The organism is Rhodococcus sp. NPDC058505, from assembly GCF_042720095.1.
Classification (GTDB): domain Bacteria; phylum Actinomycetota; class Actinomycetes; order Mycobacteriales; family Mycobacteriaceae; genus Rhodococcus_G.
Map to the genome: position 1 here is coordinate 14,505 of NZ_JBHXNB010000036.1, position 15,018 is coordinate 29,522.

Annotated in this window: 15 protein-coding genes; all 15 read left to right on the forward strand. The window is 69.6% G+C overall.

Annotated elements, in window-relative coordinates:
- Window positions 1-5 precede the first annotated feature (5 nt).
- The 15 genes from ACFWPA_RS18560 to ACFWPA_RS18630 all read left to right on the forward strand — a co-directional run bounded on the left by ACFWPA_RS18560 (window position 6) and on the right by ACFWPA_RS18630 (window position 14,979).
- On the forward strand, window positions 6-557 hold the full coding sequence (locus ACFWPA_RS18560) for a nuclear transport factor 2 family protein (RefSeq protein ID WP_378506719.1): 552 nt from the start codon (window positions 6-8) through the stop codon (window positions 555-557).
- On the forward strand, window positions 551-1,807 hold the full coding sequence (locus tag ACFWPA_RS18565) for a hypothetical protein (protein ID WP_378506720.1): 1,257 nt from the start codon (window positions 551-553) through the stop codon (window positions 1,805-1,807). Before ACFWPA_RS18560 ends, ACFWPA_RS18565 begins: the two co-directional genes overlap by 7 nt.
- Before the next feature lie 30 nt (window positions 1,808-1,837).
- Window positions 1,838-3,493, forward strand: coding sequence for an acyl-CoA synthetase (locus ACFWPA_RS18570; RefSeq protein WP_378571399.1), 1,656 nt, complete (start codon window positions 1,838-1,840; stop codon window positions 3,491-3,493).
- Window positions 3,494-3,546: 53 nt separating this feature from the next.
- Entirely contained in the window at window positions 3,547-4,833 is a 1,287-nt protein-coding gene (locus ACFWPA_RS18575; protein ID WP_378506722.1) for a cytochrome P450, read from the forward strand.
- Window positions 4,834-4,907: 74 nt separating this feature from the next.
- The gene (locus ACFWPA_RS18580) at window positions 4,908-5,651 is read left to right on the forward strand and encodes an MlaE family ABC transporter permease (RefSeq protein ID WP_378506755.1); all 744 of its coding nucleotides are present in this window, start codon (window positions 4,908-4,910) and stop codon (window positions 5,649-5,651) included.
- A gap of 10 nt (window positions 5,652-5,661) precedes the next feature.
- Complete coding sequence (locus tag ACFWPA_RS18585; protein WP_378506723.1) at window positions 5,662-6,513, forward strand: MlaE family ABC transporter permease; 852 nt, start codon at window positions 5,662-5,664, stop codon at window positions 6,511-6,513.
- 8 nt (window positions 6,514-6,521) lie between these two features.
- Entirely contained in the window at window positions 6,522-7,688 is a 1,167-nt protein-coding gene (locus ACFWPA_RS18590; protein WP_378506724.1) for an MCE family protein, read from the forward strand.
- Window positions 7,685-8,716 (forward strand): MCE family protein, encoded by a 1,032-nt coding sequence (locus tag ACFWPA_RS18595; protein WP_378506725.1) that lies wholly within the window; start codon window positions 7,685-7,687, stop codon window positions 8,714-8,716. Before ACFWPA_RS18590 ends, ACFWPA_RS18595 begins: the two co-directional genes overlap by 4 nt.
- Window positions 8,713-9,735 carry an MCE family protein gene (locus ACFWPA_RS18600; RefSeq protein WP_378506726.1) on the forward strand — a complete coding sequence of 341 codons (1,023 nt, stop codon included), beginning with the start codon at window positions 8,713-8,715 and terminating at the stop codon, window positions 9,733-9,735. The genes ACFWPA_RS18595 and ACFWPA_RS18600 overlap by 4 nt, the downstream gene beginning before the upstream one ends.
- Window positions 9,732-11,021: an MCE family protein gene (locus ACFWPA_RS18605; protein WP_378506727.1), complete on the forward strand. Its 1,290-nt coding sequence runs from the start codon at window positions 9,732-9,734 to the stop codon at window positions 11,019-11,021. Before ACFWPA_RS18600 ends, ACFWPA_RS18605 begins: the two co-directional genes overlap by 4 nt.
- Window positions 11,003-12,118 (forward strand): MCE family protein, encoded by a 1,116-nt coding sequence (locus ACFWPA_RS18610; RefSeq protein WP_378571401.1) that lies wholly within the window; start codon window positions 11,003-11,005, stop codon window positions 12,116-12,118. Before ACFWPA_RS18605 ends, ACFWPA_RS18610 begins: the two co-directional genes overlap by 19 nt.
- The gene (locus ACFWPA_RS18615) at window positions 12,115-13,425 is read left to right on the forward strand and encodes an MCE family protein (protein ID WP_378571403.1); all 1,311 of its coding nucleotides are present in this window, start codon (window positions 12,115-12,117) and stop codon (window positions 13,423-13,425) included. The genes ACFWPA_RS18610 and ACFWPA_RS18615 overlap by 4 nt, the downstream gene beginning before the upstream one ends.
- Window positions 13,395-13,976, forward strand: a complete 582-nt coding sequence (locus ACFWPA_RS18620) for a hypothetical protein (protein ID WP_378571405.1) — start codon at window positions 13,395-13,397, stop codon at window positions 13,974-13,976. Before ACFWPA_RS18615 ends, ACFWPA_RS18620 begins: the two co-directional genes overlap by 31 nt.
- Window positions 13,973-14,455 (forward strand): hypothetical protein, encoded by a 483-nt coding sequence (locus ACFWPA_RS18625; protein WP_378571407.1) that lies wholly within the window; start codon window positions 13,973-13,975, stop codon window positions 14,453-14,455. The genes ACFWPA_RS18620 and ACFWPA_RS18625 overlap by 4 nt, the downstream gene beginning before the upstream one ends.
- A gap of 119 nt (window positions 14,456-14,574) precedes the next feature.
- The gene (locus tag ACFWPA_RS18630; RefSeq protein WP_378506732.1) at window positions 14,575-14,979 is read left to right on the forward strand and encodes a hypothetical protein; all 405 of its coding nucleotides are present in this window, start codon (window positions 14,575-14,577) and stop codon (window positions 14,977-14,979) included.
- Window positions 14,980-15,018: the final 39 nt, after the last annotated feature.

Below are 15,018 nucleotides of genomic sequence, written 5' to 3' on the forward strand. Positions count from 1 at the left end.
AGAGCATGACCGGATTCGACCGCGCCGAACTCGACGAGATGGTGCAGCGCTGGGTGGACGGAAACAAGAGCGCCGAGGCCGCGGGCGACTGGACGCCGTTGGCCGACTTCTACACCGACGACGCCACCTACGGCTGGAACTACGGCCCCAAGCAGGACTTCATGGCCGTCGGGCGGGACGAGATCCGCGAGGTCGCGCTCGGCCTCGAGATGCAGGGGCTCGACGGCTGGCAATACCCGTACCAGGAGTTCGTCGTCGACGAGCGCAGCGGCAACGTGATCGGGCTGTGGAAGCAGGTCGCCGATGCCACCCGCGCCGACGGCGGCAACTACTCCGTGTACGGCATCGGCGGCAGCTGGTTCCGCTACGGCGGCAACTTCCAATGGTCCTGGCAGCGCGACTTCTTCGACTTCGGGAACGTGTCCGCGCTGTTCATGGAGATGATCAAGGACAACGCGCTGTCGACGGGCATGCAGGGCCGGATCCAGCGCTCGGTGTCCGGCAAGGAACTGCCGGGCTGGTACCGGGTCGGCACCGCGCCGGTGCCGCTGTGGTGAGCACCGAGGCGAGGCGGTCGTTCGAGGCGCTTTCCCGCGCGGACCTCGCCACCGTGGTGCCCGAGCTACTGCTGTGCGGGCAGCTGATCGACCGGTCCGGCATGGCACACCTGATCGCCCGGTTCGGCCGGGACGGCATGGCGCAGGTCGCGATCGAGGAATGGCAGGCGTCGAGCCCCTGGTACACCCGGCGGATGCAGCGGGCGCTCGGCTACGAGGGCGACGACGTGGTGACCATCTTCAAGGGACTGCAGCTCGACATCGGCGCACCGCCGCAGTTCATGGACTTCCGGTATCGGGTGGACACTCCGCGCCGCGGCGAGTTCTGGCTGGACCACTGCGGGGCGCTGATGGACGTCGAGCCGCTCGGCGACGAGTACGTCACCGCGATGTGCCACGACATCGAGGACCCGACCTTCGACGCGACCGCGCTGGCGACCAACCCGCACGCCCAGGTGCGTCCGATTCACCGGCCGCCGCGCAGGCCAGCGGACCGGCATCCGCACTGCGCGTGGACGGTGATCATCGACGACGCGCACATCCCGCCGGTGATGGAACCACACACCGAGCAGATCGGACGCACCGAGGCATACGCCCTCGAGCTCACCCCGATCGACCACTCCGACGAAGGGGCACACGACTATTCGGGGCCACTCCTGTCGGACCTGCGGTTCGCCGACTTCTCCCGGTCGACGCTGGTGCGGATCGCGGAGGAGGTGTGCCTGCAGCAGCACCTGCTCGTGCTCGGGTTCCAGCTCGCGGTGCGCAAGCGGGCCGACGCGGACGCTGCCGCCGAGATCACCCGCAAGCAACTGACCGGAATCGCCGGGGTCGCCGCGCGGCGGATCCGAGACGCGTTGGGGCTGCCCGACGACCTGGAGGGACTGGCCACCGTGCTGTCGGTGCATCCGCTGCTGGCGCCGAAACAGTACGTGCACAGCGAGATCCGGTTCGACGGAACACGGCTGGACCTGTGGCTGGGCCGCGGCGGACCGGTCGACACCGACGGCGGCTGGCCGACCCTCATCGACGGGGCCCACCTCGAGCCGTTGCAGGCGCTGGTGCGTGGGGTGAACCCGCGCTTCACGGTCCGGGTCCTCGGCGAGGAGGCCTCGGGGCTGCTGGTCACCGTCGACCTCACCGACGAGTCAGCACCGGAGTGCGTTGAGGTGGCGATCACCAAGGTCAGCACCGGTGCCGCCTTTGTTTTCGAAGATCGCGGAATTCCCCTGCCGCTCTATGTAGTGTGAGCGCCCACATCCGACGAAGGACATGCACATATGGCCTACATGTTCGCTGATCTGTTCGAGCACTCCGTGGATGCAATGCCCGACCGTCTCGCAATGATCGTCTCCGGCGAGAAGGTCACCTACCGCGAGCTGGACGAGCGGGCCAACCGGTTCGCGCATCACCTCGCAGACGCGGGCTTCGGTGCCGGCGCGCACATCGGTGTGCACATGCACAATTCGATCGAGACGATGGTCGCGATCCTTGCCGCGTTCAAGCTCCGCGCGGTCCCGCTCACCGTCAACTACCGGTACACCGCAGACGAGTTGCAGTATCTCTACGACAACGCCGATCTCGACGCCCTGGTCTTCCATCAGGGTTTCGCGGATCGGATCGCCGAGGTGCTGCCCGCCGCGCCGCGGATCCGGCACCTCGTTGCGGTCCCGGACGCACTGGCAACCGGTGCGGCGGAGCGGGTCCCTGGCGCGATCACCTACGCGGACGCGCTCGCCGCCGGATCCCCGGAACGGGGCTTCGGTGAACGCAGTCCGGACGATCGGTACATCTTCTACACCGGCGGAACCACCGGACGGCCGAAGGGGGTGGTGTGGCGGCACGAGGACATCTGGCGGGTCCTCGGCGGAGGGTACGACTTCTACTCCGGTGCGCCGATCACCGACGAGTACCAACAGTCCCGGACCGGGGCCGCGGCAGCGGAGGCGATGCGGTGGCTGATGCTGCCGCCGCTGATCCATACCTCTGCGTTGATGCCCACGTTCACCGCCTTCTTCTCCGGGAACACGGTGATCATGGAACCCCGATTCGACGCCGAGCAGGTCTGGGAGGTCGTGGCCGAGCACCGTCCGCAGGTCATGGTCATCACCGGGGACGCGATGGGCAGACCCCTGGTGGATGCGTACCGCCGACAGGACCGGGACACCTCGAGCCTCGGTGTGGTTGCGTCCGGCGCCGCGTTGTTCTCGGCGGCCGTCAAGGACGCCTTCTTCGAGGCGATGCCGAACCTGATGATCACCGATTCGGTTGGTTCGTCCGAAACAGGCTTCGGCGGAATCGGTTTCGCGACGAAGGGGTCGCAACAGCGGGGTGGGCCGAAGGTCGCCGCGAATCGGTTCTCGGTGGTGGTGGACGACGATGATCGGATCCTGCCTGCCGGGTCGGGTGCCGAGGGCTGGCTCGCCAAGCTCGGGAACGTGCCGGTCGGCTACTACAACGATCCGGCCAAGTCCGCCGAGATCTTCCGGATGGTCACCGGCGCCGCCGACGGGGCCTCGGGCGGGGCCCCGCAGCGGGCGGTGGTGACCGGGGATCGGGCGCGGATCGAGGACGACGGGTCCATCACCCTGCTCGGGCGCGGCAACATGGTCGTCAACACCGGCGGCGAGAAGGTGTTCGCGGAGGAGGTCGAGGCCGTCGTGAAGGCGCACCCCGACGTGTACGACGCGATCGTGATCGGCGTCCCCGACGATCGGTGGGGCAGCCGGGTGGCGACGGTGCTGCACGGCCGCGACGGCACCCCTATCGACTTCGATTCCCTCGAGAAGCACACCCGCACGCAGCTCGCGGGGTACAAGATCCCCCGCACCTTTTGGGTGGCGGAGGAGATCGCCCGAACACCCAGCGGCAAACCCGATTTCGGTTGGGCGAAGGCGTATGCGGCGGCCAACGATCCCGATCACCACATCGACTGAGTGCCCTCGCGCACGTTCATCCGGCGCGCCCACTTCCCTGAGGAGTCACTGCAATGGCAGACAGTGCCGATCTGGATCTACCCGCGGGCTTCGACTTCACCGATCCCCGACTGCACGGCGAGCGGATCCCGTTCGAGGAGTACGCGAGGCTCCGCGCGTGTGCACCGGTGTGGTGGAACGCGAAGGAACCGGGGGTGGACGGCTTCCCCGACGACGGCTTCTGGGTCGTCTCCCGGCATGCGGACATCCGGGACGTGTCGCTGCGCTCGGACGAGTTCTCCTCCAACGCCAACGGGGCAATCCCCCGGCACGAGGCGGCGATCACCCCGGAGGAACTCGAGGTCACCAAGCACGTCCTGATCAACAAGGACGCCCCGGAGCACACCCAGCTGCGCAAGCTGGTCTCCCGGCTGTTCACGCCCCGGTCCGTCGAGTCGATGCGCGAGAAACTCGACGCACGGGCCGAGGACATCGCGACCGCGGCCGCGGCAGCCGGGCACGGTGACTTCGTGAACCAGGTGGCCAGTGAGCTGCCGATGCAGGCGATCTCGGAACTGCTCGGTGTCCCGCCGGAGGCACGCCAGCAGCTGTTCGAGTGGTCGAACCAGATGACCGGCTACGACGACGAGAGCCTTGCCGGCGAGTCCAGGATGGCGTCCGCCCAGATCCTCGGCTACGCCTACCAACTCGCGGAGGCACGGCGGGCGGAGCCGCTCGAGGACATCATCTCGAAACTCGTGCACGCCGACGTCGACGGCGAGGTCCTCACCCCGGAACAGTTCGGGTTTTTCGTGATCATGCTCGCGGTCGCGGGCAACGAGACGACTCGCAACGCGACAACGCTGGGGATCCTCGCCTTCCTCGACCATCCGGAGCAGTGGGAGCTATTCAAGCGGGACCGCCCGAGGACGGCGGCCGACGAGATCCTCCGCTGGGCGTCGCCGCTGATCGCGCAGCAGCGCACCGCGCTGGTCGACACCCAGATTGCGGGGACCCCGATCGGGGCCGGGCAGCGGGTGGTGCTGCTGTACGGGTCCGCGAACTTCGACGAGGACGTGTTCGAGAATCCGGCCACCTTCGACATCCGTCGGGATCCGAACCCGCACCTCGCGTTCGGGGGCACCGGACCCCACTACTGCATCGGCGCGAATCTGGCCCGGATGGAGATCGACCTGATCTTCAGCAAGATCGCCGATCACCTGCCCGACATCAGCAGGCTCGGTGACCCGATCCGGTTGCAGTCCGGATGGATCAACGGCATCAAGGAGTTTCGGGTTGACTATGGCCGCCCGGCAGCGGGCGCCGCCGCGGCCGCCGCCGAGTGTCCCGTGGTGCACTGACCGTGACCGGCCAGGGGGGTTCGGTGGTCTCGCAGGAATCCGGGCGGGGGGGCTCGCGGGAACTCGGGCGGGGGATGCTCCGGGGTCTCGGTGAGTTCTACCGGATGACGGCCGAGGTCGCGGTCGGGTTGGTACGCACCCGCTTCCAGCTGCGCGAGTTCCTCGAGCAGAGTTGGATGATCGCCCGCGTGTCGATTGTCCCGACGATCCTGGTCGCGGTGCCGTTCACCGTGCTGGTGAGTTTCACCCTCAACATCCTGCTCCGGGAGATCGGTGCCGCCGACCTGAGTGGTGCCGGCGCCGCGCTCGGAGCGGTGACCCAGGTCGGTCCCGTCGTGACGGTCCTCATCGTCGCGGGGGCGGGGGCCACCGCCATCTGCGCGGACTTGGGCTCCCGGACCATCCGGGAGGAGATCGATGCGATGGAAGTCCTCGGCATCGACCCAGTCACCCGCCTCGTGATCCCGCGGGTGGTGGCGTCGACGGTGGTCGCGCTGCTGCTCAATGGCCTGGTCTGCGTGATCGGCATCGCGGGCGGATTCGCGTTCTCGGTGTTCCTGCAGGGTGTCAACCCGGGCGCGTTCGCCGAGGGGATCACCCTGCTCACCGGGCTTCCCGAGGTGGCGATCTCGATGGTGAAGGCGGCGTTGTTCGGGCTGCTCGCCGGCCTGGTTGCGTGCTATCGGGGTCTGGCGGTGCGTGGTGGTCCGAAGGGCGTTGGGGAGGCGGTCAACGAGACCGTCGTGTACGCGTTCATGGCGCTGTTCGTGGTCAACACGATCGTGACCGCGGTCGGGATCCGGTTGGCGGCGGGGTGAGGGGACGTCGGTGGCACTGACCGAGACCGGAAAGTTCGGGCCGACCCGGGCCCGGGTGGCGCGGGCGTCCAGGTCGATCGACGACCTCGGACGTCAGGCGGTGTTCTTCGCCCGCGCCGTCGCGCACATCCCGTCGGCACTGCGCAGGCACCCGAAGGAGGTGCTGCGCCTGATCGCCGAGATCAGCATGGGCACGGGGGCGCTCGCCCTGATCGGCGGCACCGTCGCCGTCGTCGGCTTCCTGACCCTCGCATCCGGAGGCACCATCGCCATCCAGGGTTTCAGTTCGCTCGGCAACATCGGCGTCGAGGCGTTGACCGGGTTCTTCTCCGCGTTCATCAACGTGCGCATCGCGGCACCGGTGATCGCGGGAATCGGGTTGTCCGCCACTATCGGAGCCGGCTCCACCGCACAGCTGGGCGCAATGCGGATCAGCGAGGAGATCGACGCACTCGAATCGATGGCGATCAGCTCGGTGCCCTACGTCGTCAGCACCCGGGTGGTGGCCGGAATGCTGTCGATCCTGCCGCTGTACTCGCTCGCGCTGGTGGCGTCGTTCCTCGCCGGACGGTTCACGACGGTGGTGATCTTCGGGCAGTCGCCGGGCCTGTACGACCACTACTTCTCCACGTTTCTCAACCCGCTCGACGTCGCGTGGTCGTTCGTCCAGGTGCTGGCGATGGCGATGCTGGTGATGCTGATCCACACCTACTACGGCTACCACGCCGCAGGCGGGCCGTCCGGGGTCGGAACCGCGGTCGGGCGGGGGGTACGGCTGTCGCTGATCTGTGTCGTCGCGGTGACGCTGCTCGTCTCGCTTGCGATCTACGGCGGCTCGGGCAACTTCAACCTGTCCGGTTAGGGGGACGCGTGCACAGGTATGGGTACAAGATCGCCGCGGTCGCGCTGATCGGCACGGTCGCCGGGGTGGTGGCGCTGTCGGTGGCGCTGTTCACCGAGTCGTTCACGCAGCGGGTTCCGGTGACGGTGCTCGCCGAGCGTGCCGGACTGGTGATGGAGCCGGGAGCGCGGGTGAAGATGGCGGGCGTCACGATCGGCACCGTCGACGCGATCGGGCGGGGCGACGGCGACACCGCCCGTCTTGCGTTGTTGCTTGACCCGGACGCCCTCGCCGCGGTCCCGGCGAACGTGCACGTCGAGATCACCTCGAACACGGTGTTCGGCGCCAAGTTCGTCAGCATGACGGCGCCGCCGGATCCGGCCGAGGCGCGGCTGTCCGGCGGCGCCACCATCGACGCGTCCCAGGTCACGGTCGAGATGAACACGGTCTTCGAGAACCTCACCGAGGTGCTGCGGGCGGTGCCCCCGGAGCAGCTCGACGCCACGCTTGGCTCACTCGCCGGTGCCCTGCAGGGACGCGGCGACCGGCTGGGAGATGCCCTCGTCCAGGCGGATTCGTCGCTCGTCGAGTTCCTTGGTGCCCGGCCCGAACTGGAGCGGGTGCTGACCGACCTGCCGCCGGTCACCCAGACCTACGCGGAGGTCGCCCCCGACCTGATGCGCACCCTCGGCTCGCTCACCACCACCGGAACCACCCTCGTCGATGGGCAGCGCAACCTCGACCTGCTGCTGCTGAACGTGACCGGGCTGGCGAACACCGGCGCGGAGGTGCTGGCGCAGAACAGCGACACGTCCGCCGAACTGTTCGCCTCGCTGCGGCCGACGACCGAACTGCTCCGCGAGTACTCCCCGGTGATCCCGTGCATGTTCCGGGGTCTTGAGGAGAGCAAGGCGATCGGCGACGGGGCATACAACGGTCAGCCCGGGCTGAAGATGTCGATCAGTCTGGTCCCCGGCGCCGAGCCGTACCGCTACCCGGATGATTTGCCGAAGGTCGCGGCGACCGGCGGTCCGCACTGCATGGGTCTGCCGCTGCGGGACCCGAACGTCAATGCGCCCTTCCTTGTGACCGACATCGGTGTGAATCCCTTTGCACCGGAACGGCAACCGAACGGCGGGCAGCCGATGAACACGACGGGGGACCTGATGAGCTACCTGTTCGGGACTCCGCGATGACGGGCCGGACGGTGCCCGGCTATGCCGTGAAGTTCGGCGTCTTCGCGGTGGTCATGCTGCTGGTGAACGCAGGCCTGATCCTGGTGTTCGGCCAGATCCGCGGCGGCGGGTCGGCGACCTTCGCCGCCGAGTTCACCAGCGTCTCGGGCCTGCGACCGGGCGATCGGGTGCGGGTCGCGGGCGTCCCGGTCGGCGCCGTCGACTCGGTCGAACTCGGCGCGAACCGTCGTGCCCGCGTCGAGTTCAGCGTCGACGAGGCGGCCGTGCCGACCGTCGAGACGCGGGCCGCGGTCCGCTACCAGGACCTCGTCGGCAACCGTTATCTCGAGTTGCTCGACGCCCCTGGCGCCGCGCGGCCACTGGCTGCGGGCGAGACGATCCCGGTGCGGCGCACCGCGCCTGCTCTCGACCTCGATGCCCTGCTCGGCGGATTCAAACCGCTGTTCCGGGCACTGGACCCGGTCCAGGTGAACCAGCTGTCGATGTCGCTGCTCAAGGTCTTCCAGGGGCAGTCCGGCACCGTCAGCTCGGTACTCGCGCACACCGGGTCGATCACCACCACCCTCGCGGACCGGGACCAGCTGATCGGCCGGGTGATCGACAACCTCGACGCGGTGCTGAGCGAGCTGCGGGGCCGCGGTGACCAGTTCGGTGACACCCTCGACCATCTGCAGCAACTGGTGAGTGGGTTGGGGGCGGATCGCGAGCTGATCGGGGACGCGGTGTCGAGCGTGACGACCGCGACGGGGACCTTCGCGGACCTGCTCACCGACACCCGCCCCGACATCGCGGGGACGATCGCCGAACTCGACGCGAGCCTGGTCCCGGTGGTTGAGCAGCAGGACGAGCTGAACCGGATCGTGGCCTCGATGCCGTCGAACTACCGGCAGCTGATCCGGATCGGCGCGTACGGCTCCTTCTTCAACTTCTACCTGTGCGGGATCGCGATGAAGGTCGACGGAATCGACGGAAAGCCGATGACCGTTGACCTGATCGACCAGACGACGGGGAGGTGCGCGCCGCGATGAGAAGTGCGACGGAAGGCCGCTCGGTGCGGGTCGGGGTGGTCGGCCTGGCGGTGACGGTGGCGGCGGTGCTCGCGGCACTGCAGTACCAGAATCTGCCGTTCGTGGAGTCGGGGGTGCCCTACCACGCGGTGTTCGAGGACGCGAGCGGTCTCGCCACCGGGGACGAGGTCAACGCGGCGGGGGTCGCGGTCGGGACGGTCACCGGAATCGCGGTCGAGCGGGGGCGTGCCCGGGTCGACTTCACGCTCGACGAGTCCGTCGACCTCGGCGCGGCCACCTCGGCGGCGGTGACCACGATGTCGCTGCTCGGAAAGCGGGCCGTCACCCTCGATCTCGACGGTGCCGGGCGGATCCCGGTCGGCGGCGAGATCCCCCTCGACCGCACCAGGTCGGCCTACTCGCTGCCCGACGTGCTCGGTGACCTGACCACCACGGTGGAGGACATCGACCTGGACCGGCTGTCGGCGTCCCTCGACGAGGTGGGAACCGTGCTGACCGACAGCGCGCCGAATCTGCGACCCGCGCTCGATGGTGTCGCCCGCATCTCGGACAGCCTCAACCGCAGGGACGAGACGCTGCGCGCCCTGCTCGCGGACGCCGACCGGGTCGCCGGGATCCTCGCCGAGCGCGGCCCCCAGGTGAATTCGCTGCTGGTGGACGGCAACGCGCTGCTCGGCGAGTTGACCCGCAGGCAGGCCGCGCTGGCGGAGTTGCTCGACAACGTCTCGGCGGTGTCGACGCAGCTGAGTGGATTCGTGCACGACAACGAGGCGCAGCTGACCCCCGTGCTGGACAAGCTGAACACCGTCGTCGGCGTGCTGCAGCGGAACAAGGACAGCATGGCCACCGGCATCGATGGCCTCGGCACCTACGTCGGAACGCTCGGCGACACGGTGGCCAGCGGTCCCTTCTACTACGCATACATCCAGAACCTGGTCCCCGGCCAGTACACCCAGGTGCTGGTGAACCCCGCGGTCGGCTTGCCGCCCGCACCGCTGCCCATCCCGGAGGTCCGATGACGATCCCGTGGCCGACGGTCGGTCGGCGCAGACTCCTGCTCGGCGGCGCCACGGTGGTCCTGGTTGCCGCGATCGCCGCCGCCGGATACCTGACCGTGCAGCACCTTCGGTACTACCGGATCACCGCGTACTTCACGTCGACCACCGGCCTGTACGTCGGTGACGATGTCCGCGTCGTCGGTGTCGACGTGGGCCGGGTGACGGGCATCGACCCGGACGGCGACCGGATGCGGGTCCGGCTGACGCTGGAGCGCTCGGTCCCGGTCGCCGCGGACGCGAAGGCGGTGATCGTCGCCCAGTCGCTGGTGTCCGCGCGATTCGTGCAGCTCACCCCCGCGGTCATCGAGGAGGGGGCACCGGCGCTCGGCGACGGCGCCGAGATCGGTGTCGACCGGACCGCCGTCCCGGTCGAGTGGGACCGGATCAAGGCCGAACTGGGACGCGCCGCGGACGTGCTCGGGCCGAGCGGCGACGATCCCGGACCGGCCGCGAACCTGCTGAACGGCGCCGGATCCGCGTTGCAGGGCAACGGCGCCGCGCTGGGGAACTCGGTCGCCGAGCTGTCCAGGGCGATGAGCACCCTGTCCGACAGCGGTGACGACCTGTTCGGCACCGTTCGTGGACTCCAGGCGTTCACCACCGCACTCGCCGCGAGCAACGAGCAGATCGTGCAGTTCCAGGGGCGGCTCGCGACGGTCTCCGGACTGCTTGCGGAGGGCCGGACCCAGCTCGCGCCCGCGCTCGCCGACCTGGACGCCGCCGTCGCCGATGTGCAGCGGTTCGTCGCGCAGAACCGGACCGGGCTGACCGAGCAGGTCGCGAAGCTCGCCGACGTCTCCCGGGTACTCGTCGACAAGAAGGACGGGCTGGAGCGGGTGCTGCACCTGGGCCCGACGGCACTGGCCAACTACTACAACATCTATCGGCCCGCACTGGGATCGATGATCGGCGTCCCGGCATTCCAGAACATCGGGAATCCGATCAACTTCATCTGCGGTGGCATCGCGGGGCTGGCCAACGAGACGTCCGAGAGGGGGGCGGAACTGTGCGCGCAGTACCTGGGTCCGCTGCTGAACACCGTCAAGGCCAACTACCCGGACCTGACCGTCAACCCGAGCCGCGCGCTCGGCGCGGCGCCGGAGCAACTGATCTACAGCGAGCCGCAGCTGCGCCCGCCGGCTCCGGCCGCCGCCCCGGGGGCCGCGTCGATGCCCGCGCTGACGATGCCGACCGTCCCGGTTCCGGATCTCGGTGCGCTGCTCGCGCCGTGGACGGGGACACGGTGAGCCGCCGCGGCTGGGCGGTCGGTGCCGCGGCGCTGTCGGCGACCCTGGTGCTGTCCGGGTGCGAGTGGGGCGGCCTGAACTCGCTGCCGCTGCCCGGGGCCGCTGGCCGCGGTGACGGCAGTTTCGCCGTGGTGATCGAGATGCCGGATGTGACCACGATCAGCCCGAACTCGCCGGTGCTGGTCGACGATGTCACGGTCGGCAGCATCAGCTCCATCGAGCCAGACAACTGGCACGCGAAGGTGACGGTGTCCTTGGACAAGTCGGTGCGGTTGCCCGCGAACGCGACGGCCCGGATCGGGCAGACGAGCCTGCTCGGATCCACCCACATCGCCCTCGCGCCCCCGACCGACGTTCCCCCCGAGGGCCAACTTGCCGACGGCTCGCTGATCCCGCTGGACCGCGCCGGGGTGTACCCGACAACGGAGGAGGCGCTCACCGCGCTGTCGGTGGTGCTCAACGGGGGCGGGCTCGCGCAGGTGCAGACCATCACCACGGAACTGAACAAGACCCTCGGCGGCCGGGAGGCGTCGGTGCGGGACCTGCTGACACAGTTCGATTCGCTCGCCGAGACGCTGGATCGGCAGCGGGACGCGATGGTGACCACGATGGCGAACCTGGACGGGTTCGCAGGCGAGATCGCCACCGAACGGGACGTGCTGCGCCGGGCACTGGACGTGCTGGACCCGGCGATGGCGGTGCTCGCGGACGACCGCGCCGAGCTGACGTCCGCGCTCGATTCGGTTGGCCGATTCGGTGCGGTGGGTACGGACCTGGTGACCCGGACCAGGGACGATCTGCGGGCCAACCTCGAGGCCCTGGAACCAACCCTCGAACAGGTCGTCGCCGCCGGTCCGGACCTGATGAACAACCTGGGGAACCTCAGCACGTTTCCGTTCCCGCAGACCACCATCGACCAGGGGATGCGGGGCGACTACGCGAACCTGTGGGTGCTGGTCGACCTGACCGGCGAGCGGCTGCGGGAGAGCCTCGGATTCGGCACCCCGCTCGCGCCGGCGACGGCGGTGTCGACGGGGGAACCGGTGAATCCGGTGACCGCACCGCTCGATCCGCCCACGCGGGGGAGTGGCCGATGATCCTGACGAAACTGGTCCGCATCCAACTCGCGATCTTCGCGGTCATCGCCGTCATCGGGATGACCGCGGCCGCGGTCGCCTACCTTCGGGTGCCGACGATGCTGGGAATCGGGCGGTACACCGTCACCGTCGAAATGGCCGACGCGGGCGGCCTCTACCGCAACGCGAACGTCACCTACCGCGGCGAGACCATCGGCCGGGTCCACGACGTCCGGGTCGACCCGGACGCCGTCCGGGCTGAGCTGTCGCTCGTCGCGTCGGTGCCGGTGCCGACCCGCGACCTGGCCGTTGCGGTGCGGAGTGTGTCGGCGATCGGCGAGCAGTACGTCGACCTGCAGCCGGCAACCGCCGACGGGCCGTACCTGACCGACGGCGACGTGATCGGGGCGGCGCGGGTGACAACCCCGCAGGAGATCGGTCCCGTGCTCGATCGCGCGCAGCAGATGCTCGCGTCGATACCGCAGGACACGCTGCGGGCCGTCCTCGACGAGTCGGCGGCGGCGTTCGCCGGGCGGGGACAGGACCTGGCGCGGCTGCTCGACGCGACCACCTCGTTCGTCGACCAGGCCGCCGACGCCACGACCTCGGCGACGACGCTGGTGCGGCAGCTGGCGCCGCTGCTGGACACCCAGGTCGTCACCGGCGACCAGATCCGGCAGTGGACCGCACACGTCGCGCACCTGAGCGATCAGCTCGCCACCGCGGACGGTTCGACGCGGGGGCTCCTCGATCGGGGGCCGGGTTTCGCCGCCGAGGCGGACATCCTGTTCCAGCAGCTGCGGCCCACCCTGCCACTGATGCTGGCGAATCTGACCAGCACCACGCAGGTCGCCCTCACCTACAACGCGGCCCTCGAGCAGGTCTTCGTGATCCTGCCGCCGCTCGTCGCCGCCCAGGAGACGGTGGTGCAGAAGGGGCAGGCCGACGGTGCGGCGTACGTGAACTTCCACCTGCAGGCCCAGGACCCGGCCGCCTGTTCCACCGGGTACCTGCCCGCCGACCAACGCCGCGACCCGCGGGACATGAGCGTGCCCGCCACCCCGCCCGACCTGTTCTGCAAGGTGCCCCAGGACTCGACGTTCGCGGTCCGCGGTTCCAGGAACATTCCCTGCGCGGAGGTCCCGGGGAAGCGGGCGCCGACACCGCAGATCTGCAACAGCCCGGAGCCGTTCGTCCCGTCCGGCACCAATGCACCGGACGAGCTGTACTCCGGGCCGGACGGCACGCGATACGGGCACACCGACATTGCGCCTGCGGCAGGGGGAGGTGACGACCGATGGCAGCAGCTGCTGGGCCCGACACCGTAGCGGACGCGCCGGTCGCCGGGGACGCGCTGGCCCGAGGGGACGCCGCAGCCGCGTTCCCTCCGGCCGGGCGTCGGAGGCGAACGATCCTGGCGGGGATCGCGGTGCTGCTCCTCGCCGGTCTCGGCGTCGGGGCGGTCGCGGTGATCGGCCGGTACCTCGACGATCGGAGCCGCGACGCGCACCGGCAGGCGCTCGTCGCCGCCGCCACCGCAGGGGTGGTGGCGATGATCGACGTCGACACCGACTCCGCGGACGCCGACCTCGACCGTCTCCGCTACCTCAGCACCGGACCCTTCGCGGACGAGCTCGCCGACGGCCGCACCGGGCTGGCCGCCGCGATCCGGGAGTTCGCGGTGCGCTCGGACGGATCGGTGGACTCGGCGGCGCTGGCAACGGATGCGGGCGGTGGCGGTGTCGTGCTCGTCGCGGCGTCGGCCAGCGTCGCGAACAGCGACAGTCCGACGGCGACACCGCGCAGCTATCGGCTGCGCGTCACGGTCGAGGACGTCGGCGACCGCCTGCTGATGTCGGGGATGGAGTTCGTGCCGTGAGGGGGCGACGGATCGCGCTGGTCGTGGCCGCGCTCATCGTCGTGGTGCTGGTCCTCGCCGTTACCGCGCTCGCGTGGCTGAGTCGCGGATCCGCGGCGAGGGAGGCGGCGCGGGCGGACGCGCTCGCCGAGGGGCCGGCGGTGGTGGAAGCGGTGTTGAGCTACAACGCGCAGACCGTCGACGCCGACCTGGACCGGGCCGGGCAGGACACCACCGGGGACTTTCGTCGTGAGTTCGTCGACTATGCATCGACAACCGTTGCCCCACAGTCGAAGGAACGGGGCATCAGCACCCGGGCACGGGTGGTCGAGGCGGGCTACCTCGACGGCACCGCGGATCGGGCACGGCTGCTGATGTTCATCGACCAGATCACCACGTCGACCGCACAGCCCGCGCCGGCCGCCACCGCCTCGCGCGTGGAGGTGACCCTCGAACTGGACGACGGTCGGTGGCGAATCGGCGCGCTGACCCCGGTGTAGGGCAGCGCGCGCGGGGGTGGGCAGGGTCGCCACCTTGGGTGCCTGTCGGGGCGCGCCGCGGTGGCGGAGTCTTGATGTCACAAGCAAGACCAACCCCCACCGATTCAAGGAGAGTCACCATGTCGAACACCATCACGCGAGTCCTGGCCACCGCGGCGATCGCCGCGTTCGCTGTCGCTGGCGGCGCCGGGATCGCCTCCGCCCAAGGCGGAGACGCGAACGGCGGCAACGCGAACGGCGGCAACGCCACCTCGACCGGCGGCAGCGGCTGCAACGGAGGCAGCCTCAATGCCGGTGTCGGTGGGGTCGGGATCGCCGGTGGCACCGGTGGCGCCGCGACCGTCGGCAACGGGGGCAACGGCTGCAACGGCGGGCCCGCCAATGCCAACGGCGGCAACGCCAGCGGCGGCACCGGTGGCTCCGACAACGACACGACCAACACCAACAGCAACAACACCACCAACGACAACGACACCACGACCACCACCACCGAGGACGGCGGACTGTTCGACCTCTTCTGGTGACCGACCGCGGCCCCCGGCCCGGCGCCTGCAGGCGCCGGG